Here is an 18,280-nt window from a genome sequence, read left to right on the forward strand (position 1 = left end):
TGTGCATAAAAAACAGGAGAAGAACATGAAGCTGATTTCGTACCGTAAAGAAGGAAAGGCTCATTTCGGCGCCGTATCAGGTGACGGGGTGGTCGAGCTGACCCGCCGTTTTGCGCAGGTTCCGGACCTCGCATCCTTTCTGGCCAATCCGTTGTTAGTACAGGAGGCACGTAAAGTCGTAGAGACCGTCCAGCCCGACTACCCGTTTTCCAGCATTCAACTGGAGTCGGTCATACCCAATCCCGGCAAGGTGATTTGTGTGGGGATCAACTATGTGGCTCACGCCGAAGAGGCGGGCCGAAAGGTCGGGGAATTTCCGGTGATTTTCCAGCGTTTTGCCGAAACCCTGCTTCCCCATGGTGAGCCGCTGGTAAGGCCTCAGGTGTCAGAGCAATTCGACTTCGAAGCCGAACTGGCCGTGGTGATCGGGAAGGGCGGTGCGCATATCGATCCTGCCGATGCAATGGATCACGTCGCGGGTTACACCTGCTTCAACGATGCCAGTGTTCGCGATTGGCAGTTCCATACGCACCAGTACGGCATGGGCAAGACCTTCAGAAAAACCGGAGCGTTGGGTCCATGGGTCATTCCAGCGTCGGAAATTCCCGATTACCGTAAGCTGGTGGTACGAGGTGTACTCAATGGCGAGCAATTGCAGGAAGGCAGCCTTTCAGAGTTGGCATTCGACATTCCGCATTTGATTTCGTATGTGTCGAAAGCGCTTCCATGGAACCCGGGCGACATTCTGGCAACCGGTACGCCGAGCGGGATCGGCTTCAAGAGAAATCCACCGATTTTCCTGAAACCCGGTGATGTATTCGAAGTGGTCATCACCGAGATCGGGACGCTATCGAACGGCGTGATTGACGAAGCCTGAGCGTTGTCCTCTACACAATCATAAAAACCGGAGGTTCCAAATGCCCGCCTTACCGACCATCAATTTCACCCACACCGGCGTGTTTTGCGCAGACCTCGATCGTATGGTCGATTTCTACTGCCGCACCTTGGGCTTCATCGTCAGCGACAAGGGCGTGGCCTCGACCGGTCATCGTCTGTTTTTCATGACGCAGAACCCGGAGCTGCATCATCAGGTCGTGCTGTTTGACGGCAAACCTGTTGACCTGCCATTCAACCCGATCAATCAATTGTCGTTTCTGCTCAATTCCCTGGACGACTTGAAGGCTTACTACCAATTCGCCAAAAAAAGTGGCATTGAAGGGATTGTCCAGGTGGATCACGGGAACGCCTGGTCGATCTACTTCAAAGACCCTGAAGGTAACCCCATCGAAATGTATGTCGATGCACCGTTCTACACCGCTCAACCCTGCAAAGAGCCGCTTGATCTCGAGCTGCCGACCGAGGTCATCCTGGCCCAGACCGAAGCCATGTGTAAGCGCCGCCCCGGTTTCCAGACGCGAGAGCAGTGGATGGATTCCATTCGGGCGAAGATCGCAGAGCAGCGGGTTCGAATTGGCTGATGGTTGTCGAGGTCTGGTTGATGGGCGTGCTCAAGCCCGTTCATCAACCAGAAGTCACACGGGATAAAAACAAAAAGCGGAGTAGACGATGGACTACGATGTCATCATTGTTGGAATGGGTCCGGTGGGTGCTCTGTGTGCAAATCTGGCCGGCATGTGGGGACTGAATGCGCTCGTCGTAGACAAGTCCGAAACGGTGTACGCCAACCCCCGGGCCATGGGGTTTGACCATGAAGTGATGCGTGTCTTCGGCAATATTGGCTTGGCCAATGAGATCGCCGAACATGTCATGCCTTATCGTCCCTCGGAGTACCGAACCACCGGTTCCCGGCTGATCAAGCGCATCGATGCGGCCAAGCCGCCCTTTGCGCTAGGGTGGGCGCCTAACTACGTGTTCTCGCAACCACCGGTCGAGCGTGCACTGCGCGGAAAAATTGCCGATTTGAAGTCCGTTACCGTTGAGCTCGGTTCAGAAGTGCTGTCGGTCGACTCCAGCGGTTCCCAGGCGCAGGTGCGCATTCAATCCAGAGACGGGATTGAGCGCACGGTCACAGCTGATTATGTATTGGCGTGCGATGGCGGAACCAGCCCGATCCGTACCCGCCTGGGGCTGAAGATGGAAGACCTCGCGTTCGACGAGCCGTGGCTGGTGGTCGACGTGATTCTCAACGAAGGGGCGGGCGAGCATCTGCCGAAGACCAATGTGCAGTTTTGCGAGCTGGCCAGGCCGTGCACGTTTGTCGTCGGCCCCGGTCGGCATCGTCGCTGGGAATTCATGATCAATCCTGATGAGCAGCCTTCGGAAATCTCACAGCCTGAAGCGATCAAGAAGCTGATCGCCCGTTGGTTACCGGAGGGTGACTACCAGCTATGGCGGGCCTCTGCGTATAGATTCCACGCGCTGATTCTGGAGCAGTGGAAAGCCGACCGAGTGTTCTTCCTCGGGGACGCAGCCCATATGACGCCGCCGTTCCTGGCACAAGGCATGTGTCAGGGGATCCGCGATGCGCTGAACCTGGTCTGGAAGCTTGCGCTGGTGAAAGGAGGGCTGGCAGCCCCTGCGTTTCTGAACACCTACCAGACCGAGCGAATTCCCCATGTCCGCCAAACCACGATGGCGGCCAAGGAATTTGGTGGCGTGATCTGCGAGCGCGATAGCGAGAAAGCCGCGATTCGGGATGCGCGGTTGATCCAGCAGATGACGGAGAACCCTGACGGAATCATCAGGCAATCGCTGATTCCCGGTTTGTCTCAAGGCTTTGTCGCGCAAGTCGCGCCGGCCGGTGAGCTGTTTCCTCAGCCGATGGTCATCAACCATGCGGGCAAGCAGGCGCTGCTCGATGAGTTTACCGGCCAGTCCTTTCGTGTGGTCATAGCACCCGGGTTCGACGCCAGCGCTTTGTTGAGATGCCTGCACAGCAGTCAATCGCTAAAAGGTTTGCCCATCCATGTCGTGCGGTTGGTCAGCGCTCAACAGCCAGGGGCGCGCACTGCCGATGATTATCAGGAGGTCGATGGCGTACTGGCGCAATGGCTTGAGCGTCGAGGCTGTAATGTGGTGATCGTGCGGCCGGATCACTACGTGTATGGCGGGTCGGTCACCGTGGCCTGGGCGATGGAGTTGCTTGAGGGAATGGAGCTTGCGCTGTGGTGCAAGGAGCCGGAACAGGCTGCGCAGGGTCATGGCGGCGCGAGCAATACGACGATCAGGTTTGCGCAGGCGCTAAGCCAGTAACAGGAATAGCCCTTCGCTTCGCACTGTCCACGAAAGCAGTGACGAGGCGAGGGGCTTTTTCTGCACATTAACCTGGCACCCCGCTCCCACTGGCATGTGCGCCGAGTCAGTAAATGTGGATTGATTTATTGAAGTGTGGCCTGTTGGCGTTCGATCGCTTCGACGGTTCGGCCCAGGGTGTCCTGAATGTGGTTGCGCAACAGCGTCACGGCTTTCTCTGAGTCACGCGCCAGGGCAGTCTCCATCAGTTCCTGATGCTCGTTGCCCTTGTGTCTTGGGGTGATCCGCTGCTTGGCCGAAAAGCGCCGGTAGCGCTCGGCCCGGTCAAACAGGGAGTCGATCATCTTCAACATCAGCGGTGAAGGGCAGGCGGCGAACAGCGCAAAGTGGAATGCCTTGTGCCGTGTGGACCACTCATCATCGAGCACGAGCTCGCCGCTTCCGAGTTTTTTCTCGATCAGATTCAAGCGGTGAAACGCACCCAGTACGTCGGCTTCCCACGTGTCATCACCATACTGAATGGCATCTGCCAGCGCCTCGCATTCCAGCAGACAACGCATCCTCGTGATGTCCCGGAAGTCCGTCGTGGAAATAGGTGCAACCCTGAACCCCTTGTTATCGCTGGCTTCGACAACGCCATCCTGGGTCAGTCGATTCAGCGCTTCACGAATAGGGGAGCTGCTGAGTCCGTAGGTTTTGGACAGCTCTGCAACTTTGAGTTTTTCGCCGGGGGCCAGCTCACAGCAAACAATCGCTTTTTTCATCTTCGTCAGCGCGACATCGATCAGCGGACTGTTGGGGGAGAGGATCATGGTCGTGGTTATCCTGAAATTTTGCACTAAACGGATTTTATGCGCAAAAAACAGTTTAGTGCAAAGGATGAATATCGCTTATTGCGCACGAGTTGTCCTTCGTCGCAAGGAAAAATTTCAGAACAGTCGTCGCAGCGCTCTAGTCCGTCCCTGAGCCTTCTTCCCTGAAGGCGTGGTCAGTCTGCTCCACTTCCTCTTCCTGCTACCCATCGCGCCACGCCCATGAACCGGGTCCCCGAATCTGCTTGACATTGAATTTGCGCAGGAATATTTTTTGTGCACAAAGTGATTTTGGATGCAGCAAAATGATTTTTACGCACAATATTTCTCGGACGTAAAAACAAGCAACGAAGGAGCTCAGAGCGGTACGCAGCACCCAGTGGTATTCGCAGCCGATGTTGCGAGTGGATGACCTTTTACAAAAACAAAAAAACAGGAACATCTCCATGAAAATAGCCAACCAGCGGCTCTGCCCGTTGCCGGTTTCCAGCCTCGCTTGCGCGGTCAGCGCAACGGTTCTGCTGAGCCTCTCGACGCCATCGCAAGCCTTCCAGATCGACACCGGCAATCCCGATCTTTCGGCGAGCTGGGACAATACGATCAAGTACAGCAACGCCTGGCGCGTGAATAAACTCGATCACAAGGTCGCGGTCGGTCCGGGCACGGCCAACACCAATCCCAACCTGGATGATGGCGACCGCAATTTCGATCGCGGGCTCATTTCCAACCGCCTGGATCTGCTGTCCGAATTCGACATCAAGTACAAAGACGTCGGTGCCCGTCTCAGCGCGGCGTCCTGGTACGACAATGTCTACAGTCACGACAACGATAACGACTCACCCGGCACCGCCAACTCCGTGAGCGTCGATCACGATGAGTTCACCAGCGACACGCGGCGCATCCACGGACAGCGCACTGAGATCCTCGATGCCTTTGTCTATGGCTCAAAGGAAATCGGCACCACCTCGTTGTCCGGGCGCCTGGGGCAGTTCACGCAGATCTACGGTGAGAGCCTTTTCTTCGGCGCCAACGGCATTGCCAATGCGCAGTCCACCGTCGATCTGGTGAAGCTTCAGTCGGTGCCGGGTTCTCAGTTCAAAGAGATTCTGATGCCGACCAAGCAGGTCTCGGGTAACTGGCAGCTGAACGATACGGTCAGCGTCGGCGCCTACTACCAGTTCGAGTGGAACAAGACTCGCCTTCCGGCAGCAGGCAGCTACTTCAGTGGTGCGGATTTTGTGGGTGAGGGCGGGGAACGGGTGTTCTTCCCGACCGGCGAACTACGCCACGGCAAGGACAAGGACGCCAGGGATTCCGGACAGTTCGGCGCGCAGTTGAAGTTCGCTGTCGAGGACTGGGAGTTCGGCCTGTACGCCGCGAAATATCACGAAAAGACCCCGGTGTTTTACTTTCGTCCGGCCGCGTTGGTCCCCGGTGCGGATGACACGTTCATCAACGTTTATCCCGAGGACGTCAAGGTGTTCGGGGCGAGTTTCAGCACCCAGGTGGGCGAAGCCAACATCGCCGGCGAAACATCGATCAGGCTTGATACGCCGCTCGCGGGTGTCGGCGGGACCATCATTACAGGTCTGGATTCCGACAACGATTCGAACCCGGCCTACCCGATTGGTCGGTCGTGGCATGCCCAGGTATCGATGGTCAATGTCTACGGCGGATCGTCGTTTTGGGATGGGGCTTCGTTTGTCGGTGAGCTGGCGTTCAACCGTCGGCTGAGCGTGACCAAAAATGCCGATCAACTGGACCCCAACACCACGCGCGATGCGTTCGCACTGCGCTTCACCTTCGAACCGCAGTACTTCCAGGTTTTCCCCGGCATCGACGTTCAAGCCCCGATCACCGTGGGTTACAACCCGTCCGGGCGCTCTTCAGTCACGCCTCAGGCATTCGGCCCGGAACATGGCGGCGATCTGACCTTGGGTCTCAAGGCCGATTACAAGAAGCAGTGGTATGCCTCGCTGACCTACACCAACTTCTTCGGCGAGGCCGGACCGGTCATCAACTCCGCTAACTCATTCACCTACCAGCAAAACATGAAAGACCGGGACTTCGTGGCGTTTTCGATCCAGCGAACCTTTTAAGCAAAGAACAGGCGGGCCCTGATAATGACAAAAATTAAACTGCTGTTGCTTTCCACCCTGTCGATTTCAATCTGCGCCGGCTCCGCATTTGCGGCGGTGAGTCCTGATGAGGCGGCGAAGCTCAAGACCACGCTGACGCCCCTGGGCGCGGAAAAGGCCGGCAATGCCGATGGCTCCATTCCTGCGTGGACCGGTGGTCTGACCAAGGACGTCGCGGGTGCCAAGTTCGGCGATGTGCCGGCAGATCCGTTTCCGGGTGAAAAACCGCTGCTGCAGATTACTGCCAAAAACGCTGCGCAATATGCGGACAAGTTGAGCGAAGGCACCAAAGCACTCCTGGCCAAATACCCGGACACGTTCCATCTGGATGTCTACCCGACTCACCGTACGGCGGCGGCGCCTGACAGCGTTTATCAAAACACCTTTGCCAATGCGACCAAGTGCAAGACCACCAGTAACGGGTTGTCGGTGGAAGGGTGCTTTGGCGGTATCCCGTTCCCCATCCCGAAAACCGGCAATGAGGTCATCTGGAACTTCCTGCTGCGGGTCGAAGCCGAGTCCATTCAGATGGGCTATGCCAACGTCATCGGCAATGCTGACGGCACGCGGACCCTGGCCAGTCGGGGCGTCGAGAACTGGCAGTACCCGTATTACTACAAGGACGGCGCCGCCGATAAGTGGTCGGGTCAATATGCCCTGCTGCGCTTCTTGACCAACGAACCCCCGTTCAAGGCCGGCGAGTCGCTGGTGACGCACGACAGCATCAACGCACAGGAACCACGGGAAGCCTGGCAGTACCTGGTCGGCCAGCGCCGTGTGCGTCGCGCTCCAACCGTGGGTTACGACACACCGGACTTCGTTGCTTCGGGCGCCAATTACTTCGATGAAGTGCATGGTTTCATTGGCCATCCGGATCGTTACGACTGGAAACTGGTCGGCAAGAAAGAACTGTACATCCCGTACAACAACAACAAATTCAACGCCGAAAAACGCGACGACGCCTTTGTCGCCAACCACCTCAACTCGGACAAAGTGCGCTGGGAGCTGCATCGTGTCTGGGAGCTGGAAGCCACTGTCGCCGCCGGCAAACGCCACGCGGTGCCCAAGCGCAAATTCTTCATCGATGAAGACAGCTGGACGGTCTCGCTGGTGGATGGCTACGACGCCGAAGGCAAGCTGTGGCGCGTTTCCCAGGTGTTGCCATTCGTGGTGCCTTCCATCCCGGCAGTGGTGGTGAAACCGGTGGTGATCTACAACCTGCAAGCCAAGACCTACAGCGTGGTGCAAAGCCTGAACGGCGAAACCTATAGCGTTATCCCGCGCAAGCCCGAGAACTTCTTTACCGGTAACTCGGTAGCGTCCGGGTCGGTGCGCTGAGCCTCGCAACAGCGTATTCAAACTTGTGTTCCAGGGGCGCGGTGTCACTGACATCGCGGCCACTGAACCGCACCATCGAGGCTCGAAAATGCGTATGCAAACACCAAGGTTTATCGCCATCCATTCGTTCAAGGCAGTGCTGTTGAGCGCTTCGATCGTGGCAGCACTCTTGAGCACTGTCGCAGCGGCACAAACCGATGGAATGCCGGTGCAACCGTCGATCACCAGTGCGATGGCGGCCCAGTCGGTCATGCTGAGCGTGGCGCGTGCCGGACATCGTCTGGTGGCCGTTGGCGAAAGAGGCTTCATCATTGTCTCGGATGACAATGGCAATAGCTGGTCGCAAGTCGGTTCCCCCGTCAGCGTCACACTGGTCAAGGTGCGGTTCATCGACAATGCCGAAGGCTGGGCCGTCGGGCATGCCGGGGTCGTCCTGCACACTCGGGATGGCGGAATGAGCTGGAGCAAACAGCTCGATGGTGTCCAGGCCGCCGATGTCGAATTGCAAGATGCCAAACGTTCAGGTGATGCTGAAAAAATCGCCCAGGCGCAGCAACTCGCGGACGATGGCCCCGACAAACCGTTGCTGGACCTGCTGTTCCTGGATGCCAAAACCGGTTGGGTGATCGGCGCCTACGGCCTCGCGTTTGTCACTCATGATGGCGGGCTCAGTTGGCAGTCGATCCGTTCCCGGATCGATAACCCAAACGGGCTGCACCTCTACAGCATCGAACGGGTCGGAGCGGATCTGTTCGTCGCCGGCGAGCAGGGCACGCTGTTGCGATCCAGCAACGAAGGCCAGACGTTCGAATCGCTGACGTCGCCCTACGAGGGCACGACATTCGGGCTTCAGGCGACTCACGACGGCTCGATCCTGGCGTTCGGATTGCGTGGCAAAGCCTTCGAGTCCAGCGATCGTGGTGAAACCTGGCAGCCCCTCGACACGTTGCAGCCTGTCACCTTGACCAGCGGCTTGCGGCTTGACGATGGCTCGGTCCTGCTCGCCGATGAGTCGGGACGCGTGTTGCGTTTCGCCGATGCCAATACGAAAGCGGTTGTTCTGCCGATTGCTCAAGCCGGTTACTTCACCGGCATGGCGCAAGCCGCGAACGGCAACCTGATCATCAGTAGCGCACGCGGCATGCTGTCGTCTGCGATTGCAGCGGACTCGTCGGAGCACACTCAATGAACAGCTTTACTCGTTCTGCCGAGCCTGAAACCGTCCCGAAACTCGACGAGTTTGATCCTTCTTCCGGCACGCTGGTTGAACGCCTGTTGTTCAACCATCGGCGCATCATTTTAGGTATTTGCATACTGCTGAGCCTGGTGCTCGGCTACCAGGCGCTGAGTTTGAAACTCAATGCAGCGTTCGAAAAAATGATCCCGACGGATCACCCTTACGTGCAGAACTACCTGAAAAATCGTGGCCAGTTGGGGGAGGGTGGCAACACTTTGCGGATTGCGATCGAAGCCCGGCAGGGCAGCATTTTTGATGCCGCGTACCTGGAAACGGTCAAGAAGATCAACGATGAGGTGTTCTTGCTGCCGGGCGTTGACCGCTCGTACATGAAGTCCTTATGGACGCCGGCTACCCGCTGGATCGGTGTGACGGAGGAGGGCTTCGACGGTGGGCCGGTGATACCTGACAATTACGACGGTTCGGTCGCCAGCCTGGAGCAGGTGCGCCAGAACGTTGAACGATCAGGGGAAGTCGGCCGGCTCGTGGCCGCCAATTTCAAATCCAGCATCGTGCTGCTGCCACTGCAGGACATCACCTCGGACGACGGTAAGCCGCTGGACTACAACGCGCTTTCCGGCCAGCTCGAACAGATTCGGGCCAAGTACGAAACCGACAACATCAAAATCCACATCACCGGTTTTGCCAAGGTGGTGGGCGACCTGATTGACGGCATGCGCCAGATGCAGCTGTTCTTCGCTGCGACGCTGGTGATCTGCGGCATCGTACTGTTCTGGTACACCCGCTGCGTGCGCAGCACGTTATTGGTACTGCTGTGCTCGATCATCGCCGTGGTCTGGTTGCTGGGATTGCTGCCGACCCTGGGGTTTGATCTCGACCCGTATTCGATCCTTGTCCCGTTCCTAGTGTTTGCCATCGGGCTGAGTCATGGCGCCCAGAAGATGAACGGGATCATGCAGGACATCGGTCGCGGTGCGGACAAACTGGTGGCGGCACGCTTCACCTTTCGCCGGCTGTTTTTGACCGGACTGATGGCACTGGTGGCCGACGCCGTGGGTTTCGCCGTGTTGATGATCATCAAGATTCCGGTGATTCAGGATCTCGCCGTCGCTGCGACGATCGGCGTGCTGACGTTGATTTTCACCAACCTGATTCTGTTGCCGATTCTGTTGTCGTACACCGGTGTCAGCAAAGCGGCGGCTCAGCGTGAAGCTGCTAACGACAAGTTCTCGCAACCGGACGCGCTTCACGCCCGGCACCCGTTCTGGGCTTTTCTGGATCGATTCACCGAGCGCAAATGGGCGAGCGGGGCCATCCTCATCGCCGTGATGCTGGGGGTGGCCGGCTTTGCCGTCAGCCTGCATGTGAAGATCGGTGACCTGAATCCCGGGGCACCGGAACTGCGTCCGGAGTCGCGCTATAACAGCGACAACCGTTTCATGGTCAGCAACTTTTCCGCCAGCAGCGACAAGTACGTGGTGATGGTGAAAACGCCGCAGTACTTCTGCGCCAACTATCAGACGCTGGTGTCGGTCGATGCGCTGGAAGCCCAGCTGCAACAACTGCCGGGCGTGGTGTCGACGACTTCGTTGGCGGCGCTGAGCAAGCAGGCCGCAGCGGGCATGAATGAAGGCAGCATGACCTGGTATGAGATACCCCGTAATCAGGGGCTGTTGAACGCGATCATCACCCGCGCACCGCGAGAACTGTTCAACCAGAACTGCGACCTGCTGACGGTGTATGTCTACCTCAAGGACCACAAGGCCGACACGCTCACCAGTGTGGTGCAGGCCGTCGAGCAGTTCGCGGCGACCCATAACAGCGATCAGATCCAGTTCCTCAATGCGGCGGGCAATGCCGGGATCGAAGCGGCCACCAACATCGTGGTGAAGCGTTCGAACGTGCAGATGCTGTTCATGGTATACGCCGCTGTCATTGCCCTGTGCTTTATCACCTTCAGATCCTGGCGGGCGGTGGTGTGTACGGTACTGCCGCTGATGCTGACGTCGATTTTGTGTGAGGCCTTGATGGTCGGTCTGAACATCGGCGTCAAGGTGGCGACGCTCCCCGTGATTGCGCTGGGGGTAGGCATTGGGGTGGATTACGCGCTGTATATTCTTAGCGTGACCCTGACCAACATCCGCAATGGCTCAAGCTTATCCGATGCTTACTACCTGGCCTTGCTCTCTACGGGAAAAGTGGTAGTGATGACGGGGATTACCTTGGGCATCGCCGTACTCACCTGGGTGCTGTCTCCCATCAAGTTCCAGGCAGATATGGGCATCCTGCTCGGTTTCATGTTCATCTGGAACATGGTGGGTGCACTGATACTGGTGCCCGCACTCGCTCATTTTCTCCTCAAGCCGAAACCGCAGAGTGTGAGCGTTTAAATGACTGTCACTATCAATATCCTCGGCCTTTCAGGCAGCTTGCGTCAGCATTCGGCCCATACGGCTATCCTCAACACAGTGGCTGAACGATTGTCCGGGCAGGTTCGACTGACGCTCCATACCCTGCAAAACATCCCGCCATACAACGAAGACGACGATGGTGTCCATTCCCCGCAAGCCGTGAGTGACCTTCGTGCAGCCGTGACTGCGGCGGATGGCGTATTGATCGGCTCGCCAGAATATAACCACGGTATGTCGGGTGTTTTGAAGAATGCGCTGGACTGGTTGTCCCGGCCCCATGGCAAGTCCGTTCTAACTGGACGCCCAGTGCTGGGTTTCACGGCTTCGCCTGCGTTTACCGGAGGAGTTCGAGCTCATCAACAACTCAACGAAACCCTCTGGGCGGTCAAGGCTGCCTTGGTGGTTTATCCCCAGATCGTCATTGGCGATGTACACAGCAAAATAGAACACGGACGGTTGGCGGATGGAGCCGCCCGGACTTTTTTGCTGGATGGTGTCGGAGCGTTGATTGAGCAGATCAATCACGCAACGAAAGAAAAATCGACTGGGATAGACCGAGGCGCTGAATGATCAAATTCGCTGCAAATTTATCGTTGCTCTTCACTGAATTACCCTTCGAAGATCGATTTGATGCGGCGCGAGATGTTGGTTTTGAGGCGGTTGAGTTCAGCTTTCCGCAAGAGCTCTCAGCCATCACCGTTGCAAAACACCTGCATCGCACCGGTCTCCAACAGGTTTTAGCAACGGTGCCCTTGAGACCCGGAAGCAAGGGGTTGGCTGCTCTGGCAGGCCGAACAGGCGAGTTCAAGGATAATTTCCTGTGGGGGCTGGAGTATGCCGTAGCGGGCAATAGTCAACTTCTGCATGTATTGAGCGGTGTTGTCGATAACGCTAGCTATGAGGTGGCCTGCAGTAGATTTGAAGAGAATATGAATTGGGCCATTGAGGAAGCAAGTCGCTTTAAAATCAAGCTGGTTATCGAAGCGATCAATCAAGTGTCGGTGGCGGGCTATTTTATACGCTCCTTGAATGAAGCGATCCGGTGGACGGAACGCTTGCAAGGACTGGGATTGATTCTGGATATCTATCACGCTTCTATGGAACAACTTGATCCGATTCATTGCACTGCGCGCCATCTCGCCCAGGCTGATCATGTTCAAATTGCTGGGTTTCCAGGACGACATGAACCGGACGTTGGAAGCCTTGATGTGCGGGGAGTTTTAGCTTTACTCAGCGCTCAATCCTATACGGGCTGGGTGGGCTGTGAATATCATCCCGTTGCCGGAACCCTTGACGGCATGGGATGGATTAATAGCTATCGAGGTCACTAGGTGCCGCATATCGCTTGGAAAAAGTGCGGCTAGGGTTGCAGGCGATCACAGTCATCCGGCCGCGCCAGGTTTCGCGGCGCCAGTTCGCGTACCCGCGTGGCGACACTGGTTCGCAGCGTTTATGAAGCACGCCAGCTCCCGGCGACACATCCCAATCAACGACGCGTTGCAGGACAGGTGCGACCTCGTCTTTCTAATGCGCGGTGTTTGTCGGGCTCTGATAGCTCCATGTTCAGTTCATTTCAGGCTTTGTGCGCCGGCCTTGGCCACCTGCGCATCCTGCTCGGCTTTGACACCGGACACCCCGACCGCGCCGATCACCTGGCCTTCGACGATGATCGGCACGCCGCCTTCAAGGGACGTCAGCAATGGCGCGGACAAAAAGGCATGGCGCCCGCCATTGACCATCTCTTCATAACCTTTGGATTCGCGCCGACCGAGGGCCGAGGTGCGGGCCTTTTCGGTGGCGATGTAGGCGCCAATCGGAGCGCAACCGTCGAGGCGTTCGAGGGCCAGGGGATGGCCGCCGTCATCGACAATCACAATGGTCACGGCCCATTGGTTGCTCTGCGCTTCGGTGCGTGCCGCCGCGAGGATTTGGCTGACTTCGGTCTGGCTCAGTATGGCTTTGCTTTTCATGGTGATACTCCAGTGCTCGGTGAGGGCAACGCGGCTTCGACCAGTTCGATCCAGTGCCGGACCGGGGTTCGGCCCGCACCGTCGAGGTGGGACTGGCAGCCGATATTGGCGGTGACGATGACGTCGGGGTGGCCGCTTTCCAGCGCATTCAGCTTGTTATCGCGCAATTGGCGCGACAATTCGGGCTGGGTCAGCGAATAGGTGCCCGCCGAGCCGCAACACAGGTGGCCGTCGGGAACAGCGGTCAGGTTGAAGCCCAGGCTTGTCAGTATGGCTTCAACGGCACCGCCGAGTTTTTGCGCGTGCTGCAACGTGCAGGGGCAGTGGAACGCGAGGCGCTGGTCGCTGTGTACGCCGAGCTTATCCAATGGCTCGCCACGCAGCACTTCGACCAGATCCCTGGCCAGCGCACTGACCTTTTTCGCCTTCTCGGCATACGCCGGGTCGGTGCTGAGCAGGTGACCATAATCTTTGATGAACGCACCGCAACCGCTGGCGGTTTGCACGATGGCTTCGGCACCGTTTTCAATGCTTGGCCACCACGCATCGATATTGCGGCGGGCGCGATCCAGGCCGGCCGCCTGAGCGTCGAGGTGATAATCCACGGCGCCGCAGCATCCGGCCTCGCGGGTTGCGATGACGCTGATCCCCAGTCGATCCAGTACCCGGGCGGCGGCCGCATTGGTGTTGGGCGAGAGGCTCGGTTGCACGCAGCCTTCGAGCATCAGCACTTGCCGGGTGTGGCGCGTGACCGGGCGCGGCTTGGCCGGATAGACGTGGCGAGGCAACTTTATCTGCAAGGTGTCGGGTAACAACGCCCGGAAAACCTGGCCGCTGCTGACCAACCCTTTGAACAATCCCTGATTGGGTACGACGGCGCGTAATCCCTCGCGCAATATGCGTTGGCCGATCGGTCGCGGCACCGCTGCATCGACCACCGCCCGGCCGATGTCCAGCAAGTTGTGGTAGTCGACGCCGGAAGGGCAGGTGGTTTCGCAATTGCGGCACGACAGGCAACGATCCAGATGCTGTTGGGTCTTCTGCGTGACCTCGTTACCTTCCAGCACCTGTTTGATCAGGTAGATACGGCCCCGCGGTCCATCCAGTTCATCGCCCAGCAATTGATAGGTCGGGCAGGTGGCATTGCAGAAACCGCAGTGCACACACGTGCGCAGAATGCTTTCGGCTTCTTCGGCGCGGGGCAGTTGCCGGGCCTGTTTGCTTAAGGTGGTCTGCATGGGTCAAAGCTCCGCGTACAGGCGTCCGGGGTTGAAAATTCCCCGGGGATCAAGTTGTTGCTTCAGGTTCCGGTGGTAACGCATCAGTGCCGTGGGCAGCGGTTGGAACGGGCTATCGATCACACCGTGGCTGTAGCAGGTCACGTGTCCGCCGACTTCTTCGACAACCTTGCGAATGAACACCGCTTCCGCGTCGGATTTGAGCCAGCGCTGGGCGCCCCCCCAGTCGATCAGTTGACGGCCTGGCAGGGACAGTTTCGCGGTGTTGTTAGGCAACGACAGGCGCCAAAGCGGCAAATCCTCATCAAAGAAACTCAAGCGCTGTTCGTTGAGATCGTTCCAGTACGAGGAACCGAGCAACTCGCCGCCCAAACGGTCATGGGCCGCCGCGACCGAACCTTCGCCACCTTCAAGTCGCAGGTGCAGGCGTTGGCCGTCGTGACACGCGGCGCTGATCGGCAACGGCTGCTGCCCCCATTCGGCGAGGCGCAGCAGGGCTCGATCGCTGTCCATGTCCAGGCTGATGCTTAAAGCTTGACGCGGCTTGGGCAGGACCTTGAGCGAGACTTCGGTCACCACGCCAAGCGAGCCGTAGCTGCCGGCCATCAAACGTGACAGGTCGTAGCCGGCGACGTTTTTCATGACTTCGCCACCGAAGCGTAAATGCTTGCCGTGACCGGTGATGACGCGTGCCCCCAGGACGAAGTCCCTGACGGAACCGGACCATGGACGCCGTGGCCCCGAGAGCCCGCTGGCAATCATCCCGCCGACGGTGGCGCCGTCGGCGAAGGAGGGTGGTTCGCAAGGCAACATCTGCTGCGCCGCGTCCAGCACTTCAGCCAGTTCTGTCAAAGGCGTGCCGCAGCGGGCGGTGATCACCAATTCGGTCGGGTCGTAGCTGACGATGCCTCGGTGGCTGCGCGTGTCGAGCACTTTGCCTGCCACATTGCGCCCAAGAAACGCCTTGCTGTTGGAGCCTTGAATGCGCAACGGTGTGGCGTTTTGCAGCGCCTGGTTGACCTGCTCCAGCAGCGAGGCGCTGTCATCGTTATCGTGTTCGCTGCGCATCAGAAACGCTCCAGTTCAGGGAAGGGCATTTGACCCATGTGAACGTGCATGGCGCCAAACTCGGCGCAGCGGTGCAGCGTCGGAATGTTCTTGCCGGGGTTGAGCAAACCACTCGGATCGAAGGCCGCTTTGACGGCATGGAACACGGTCAACTCATCGCTGTTGAACTGCGCGCACATTTGATTGATTTTCTCCCGGCCCACGCCGTGTTCACCGGTAATGCTGCCGCCGACCTTCACGCACAATTCGAGGATCTTGCCGCCCAGGGCTTCGGCGCGATCCAGCTCTCCGGGTTGGTTGGCATCGAACAGGATCAGCGGGTGCATGTTGCCGTCACCGGCGTGGAAAACGTTGGCCACCCGCAGGTCGTACTCGGCCGACAACGCGGCGATTGCGTGCAGTACGCCGGGCAGTTCGCGGCGCGGGATCGTCCCGTCCATGCAGTAATAATCCGGTGAGAGACGGCCCACCGCCGGAAAGGCATTCTTGCGCCCGGCCCAGAAGCGCACGCGCTCGGCCTCATCACGGGCCTGACGGACTTCGGTGGCGCCGGCCTGTTCGAGCACCTGGCGCACGCGGTTGGAGTCATCGTGAACGTCGGCTTCAACACCATCGAGCTCGCACAGCAGAATGGCTTCGGCGTCGACCGGGTAGCCGGCATGGATGAAATCTTCGGCGGCACGAATGGCCAGGTTGTCCATCATTTCCAGGCCACCGGGAATGATGCCCGCGGCGATGATGTCACCGACTGCACGACCGGCCTTTTCAACGGAATCGAACGCCGCCAGCAGCACTTTCGCGGTTTGCGGTTTGGGCAGCAGTTTGACCGTGACCTCGGTGATGACACCGAGCATGCCTTCGGAACCGGTGAACAGTGCCAGCAGGTCAAAGCCCGGTGAATCGAGCGCATCGGATCCCAGGCTCAGGTGTTCGCCGTCGACGGTGAGGATGTCGACCTTGAGCAGATTGTGCACGGTCAGCCCATACTTCAAGCAATGCACGCCGCCGGCGTTTTCAGCGACATTGCCGCCAATGGAACAGGCAATTTGCGAAGACGGGTCCGGCGCGTAGTACAAGCCGAACGGCACCGCTGCCTGGGAAATCGCCAGGTTGCGCACCCCCGGCTGGACCCGTGCCGTGCGGGCGGCAGGGTCGATGTGCAAAATGTTGTTGAAGCGCGCCATCACCAGCAGCACGCCTTTTTCCAGCGGCAATGCGCCGCCGGACAAACCCGTGCCGGCACCGCGAGCGACTACCGGCACATGCATCTCATGGCAAAGGCGAAGCACGCCTTGCACCTCGTCGAGATGGCGTGGCAGCACCACCAGCAACGGCATCACACGGTAGGCGCTGAGACCGTCGCACTCATACGGCCGCAGGTCCTCCTGGCTGTGCAGGATTTCCAGGTCGGGGAGTGCGTCACGCAGCTGCGAAATCAGCGCCGACTTGTCTACCCGGGGTAATACGCCATCGACGCGCTCATCGTAGAGAATGTTCATAGGGCTTTTATTCTTGTAGTTATTGAACGGGTCGAGCGGGGTGCACCCCGGGCAGACCCAGTGAGACCACATTCATCTCTAAGGCTCCTGGAGTCCACAAGCAAACAAACTGGTAGGACCACTTTTATTTAAAATAAAGAAGATAGAGCATTAAAAAATGCTAGTTTCGATGTAGCTTTGTATACCAGTGTTCGAAAATAATTTATCTGGTCCTACCAGTTGAGAGTGCGCTGTGGGTATCTTTGAAGCTAACAAGTCAGACAAGCTCCAGATCGCTGATCAGGTGGTCGAGCGTATCGAGAAGCTGATATTGGACGGCGTCCTCAAGGTCGGCCAGCGGTTACCTTCCGAGCGTCGCCTGGTCGACAAGTTGAGTTGCTCACGATCAGCACTGCGTGAGGGGCTTCGAGTCTTGCGAGGTCGAGGCGTCATCGACACCGAACATGGTCGCGGCTCATTCGTTGCTCAACTGAGTGGTGCCGAGAGTCTGACGCCCTTGATGCACCTGTTCAGCTCGCAACCAAGGACCTTGTTTGACCTGCTGGAAGTGAGGGCGCTGCTGGAGGGGGAGTCCGCGCGTCTGGCGGCGCTACGTGCCACTGATGTCGATCGTCTCTTGATCAAACGATGCTATGAGGAGATGGTGGGTTCTCATGAAACTGCTCAGCCTCGCGATGCACGGGAGCATGCCAGGCTTGATCATTCATTTCATCGAGTGATCAGTGAGGCGTCCCACAATCCCGTGCTCGTGCATACATTGCAGTCACTCAGCGAATTAACATTGAGCACAGTCTTTGCTTCGGTGAACAACCTCTATTGCCGGCCCGTTCAGAAACGACAGATCGATCGCCAGCATACGCGGCTCTATCACGCAGTGATGGATCAGTTACCAGAACAGGCACAGCGAGCCGCTAGAGATCACATCCGCAGTATTAGTGAAAGTTTTCGTGAGATTGAACAGGAGGAACAGCGCCTGATTCGCGCGACGATGAGACTTGACGGCTGGAAGTGAGGCTGGCGTTTCAATGCATTTGCGTCTTAGGGCTCTTATGACGAGTGTTCTCTGGGCCAGTATCCGTGACGGTTAGCCCAGAGACGGGGTGCTTGCTCAGCTGTTACTTTTTGTCGCGAATCGAGAAGTTGGCCATGTGTTCCAGGCCCTTGATCAGCGCCGAGTGATCCCAGTTGCTGCCACCGATCGCCGCGCAGGTGCTGAACACTTGCTGGGCGTTGGCGGTGTTCGGCAGGTTGATGTTCAGCTCCTTGGCACCTTGCAGGGCCAGGTTCAGGTCCTTCTGGTGCAGGCTGATGCGGAAGCCTGGATCGAAGGTGCCTTTGATCATGCGCTCGCCGTGCACTTCGAGGATCTTCGACGAAGCGAAACCGCCCATCAGC

The 18,280-nt window shown here is 58.1% G+C and carries 16 protein-coding genes; 10 read left to right on the forward strand and 6 right to left on the reverse strand.

The genetic code is table 11. The features are described 5' to 3' along the window. Positions 1-25: 25 nt before the first annotated feature. From BW33_RS16655 to BW33_RS16665, 3 genes are all read left to right on the forward strand, one after another. Complete coding sequence (locus BW33_RS16655; protein WP_007906489.1) at positions 26-877, forward strand: fumarylacetoacetate hydrolase family protein; 852 nt, start codon at positions 26-28, stop codon at positions 875-877. A gap of 40 nt (positions 878-917) precedes the next feature. Then, positions 918-1,478, forward strand: a complete 561-nt coding sequence (locus tag BW33_RS16660; protein WP_047600080.1) for a VOC family protein — start codon at positions 918-920, stop codon at positions 1,476-1,478. An 88-nt stretch (positions 1,479-1,566) separates the two neighbouring features. Continuing rightward, the gene (locus BW33_RS16665; protein WP_047600081.1) at positions 1,567-3,213 is read left to right on the forward strand and encodes a bifunctional 3-(3-hydroxy-phenyl)propionate/3-hydroxycinnamic acid hydroxylase; all 1,647 of its coding nucleotides are present in this window, start codon (positions 1,567-1,569) and stop codon (positions 3,211-3,213) included. A 125-nt stretch (positions 3,214-3,338) separates the two neighbouring features. On the opposite strand, the gene BW33_RS16670 is transcribed toward BW33_RS16665, so the two are convergent. After that, complete coding sequence (locus tag BW33_RS16670) at positions 3,339-4,025, reverse strand: GntR family transcriptional regulator (RefSeq protein WP_047600082.1); 687 nt, start codon at positions 4,023-4,025, stop codon at positions 3,339-3,341. Between the two features lie 446 nt (positions 4,026-4,471). Between BW33_RS16670 and BW33_RS16675 the strand changes: the two genes are divergently transcribed. The 6 genes from BW33_RS16675 to BW33_RS16700 all read left to right on the forward strand — a co-directional run bounded on the left by BW33_RS16675 (position 4,472) and on the right by BW33_RS16700 (position 12,441). Further along, positions 4,472-6,124: a DUF1302 domain-containing protein gene (locus BW33_RS16675; RefSeq protein ID WP_047600083.1), complete on the forward strand. Its 1,653-nt coding sequence runs from the start codon at positions 4,472-4,474 to the stop codon at positions 6,122-6,124. A 24-nt stretch (positions 6,125-6,148) separates the two neighbouring features. Then, a complete protein-coding gene (locus BW33_RS16680; protein ID WP_047600084.1) occupies positions 6,149-7,501 on the forward strand; it encodes a DUF1329 domain-containing protein in 1,353 nt (450 codons plus the stop codon). 88 nt (positions 7,502-7,589) lie between these two features. Then, entirely contained in the window at positions 7,590-8,690 is a 1,101-nt protein-coding gene (locus BW33_RS16685; RefSeq protein ID WP_047600085.1) for a WD40/YVTN/BNR-like repeat-containing protein, read from the forward strand. After that, a complete protein-coding gene (locus BW33_RS16690; RefSeq protein ID WP_047600086.1) occupies positions 8,687-11,089 on the forward strand; it encodes an efflux RND transporter permease subunit in 2,403 nt (800 codons plus the stop codon). The genes BW33_RS16685 and BW33_RS16690 overlap by 4 nt, the downstream gene beginning before the upstream one ends. Continuing rightward, entirely contained in the window at positions 11,090-11,680 is a 591-nt protein-coding gene (locus BW33_RS16695; RefSeq protein ID WP_047600087.1) for an NADPH-dependent FMN reductase, read from the forward strand. Further along, positions 11,677-12,441: a hydroxypyruvate isomerase family protein gene (locus BW33_RS16700; protein WP_047600088.1), complete on the forward strand. Its 765-nt coding sequence runs from the start codon at positions 11,677-11,679 to the stop codon at positions 12,439-12,441. The genes BW33_RS16695 and BW33_RS16700 overlap by 4 nt, the downstream gene beginning before the upstream one ends. Before the next feature lie 237 nt (positions 12,442-12,678). On the opposite strand, the gene BW33_RS16705 is transcribed toward BW33_RS16700, so the two are convergent. Genes BW33_RS16705 through glcD form a run of 4 tightly spaced genes read right to left on the reverse strand, consistent with a single transcriptional unit; the run spans position 12,679 to position 16,885 of the window. After that, the gene (locus BW33_RS16705; RefSeq protein ID WP_047600089.1) at positions 12,679-13,080 is read right to left on the reverse strand and encodes a heme-binding protein; all 402 of its coding nucleotides are present in this window, start codon (positions 13,078-13,080) and stop codon (positions 12,679-12,681) included. Then, positions 13,077-14,318: a glycolate oxidase subunit GlcF gene (gene glcF / locus BW33_RS16710; RefSeq protein ID WP_047600090.1), complete on the reverse strand. Its 1,242-nt coding sequence runs from the start codon at positions 14,316-14,318 to the stop codon at positions 13,077-13,079. Before glcF ends, BW33_RS16705 begins: the two co-directional genes overlap by 4 nt. A gap of 3 nt (positions 14,319-14,321) precedes the next feature. Then, positions 14,322-15,386 carry a glycolate oxidase subunit GlcE gene (gene glcE / locus BW33_RS16715; protein WP_047600091.1) on the reverse strand — a complete coding sequence of 355 codons (1,065 nt, stop codon included), beginning with the start codon at positions 15,384-15,386 and terminating at the stop codon, positions 14,322-14,324. Then, positions 15,386-16,885 (reverse strand): glycolate oxidase subunit GlcD, encoded by a 1,500-nt coding sequence (gene glcD / locus BW33_RS16720; protein ID WP_047600092.1) that lies wholly within the window; start codon positions 16,883-16,885, stop codon positions 15,386-15,388. Before glcD ends, glcE begins: the two co-directional genes overlap by 1 nt. 238 nt (positions 16,886-17,123) lie before the next feature. Between glcD and glcC the strand changes: the two genes are divergently transcribed. Continuing rightward, complete coding sequence (gene glcC / locus BW33_RS16725; protein WP_047600094.1) at positions 17,124-17,897, forward strand: transcriptional regulator GlcC; 774 nt, start codon at positions 17,124-17,126, stop codon at positions 17,895-17,897. Between the two features lie 103 nt (positions 17,898-18,000). On the opposite strand, the gene BW33_RS16730 is transcribed toward glcC, so the two are convergent. After that, the coding region (locus BW33_RS16730; protein WP_152546135.1) for an NAD-binding protein at positions 18,001-18,280 on the reverse strand (280 nt) is incomplete at its 5' end.

It is taken from the genome of Pseudomonas sp. RIT288 (assembly GCF_000631985.1).
GTDB lineage: Bacteria > Pseudomonadota > Gammaproteobacteria > Pseudomonadales > Pseudomonadaceae > Aquipseudomonas.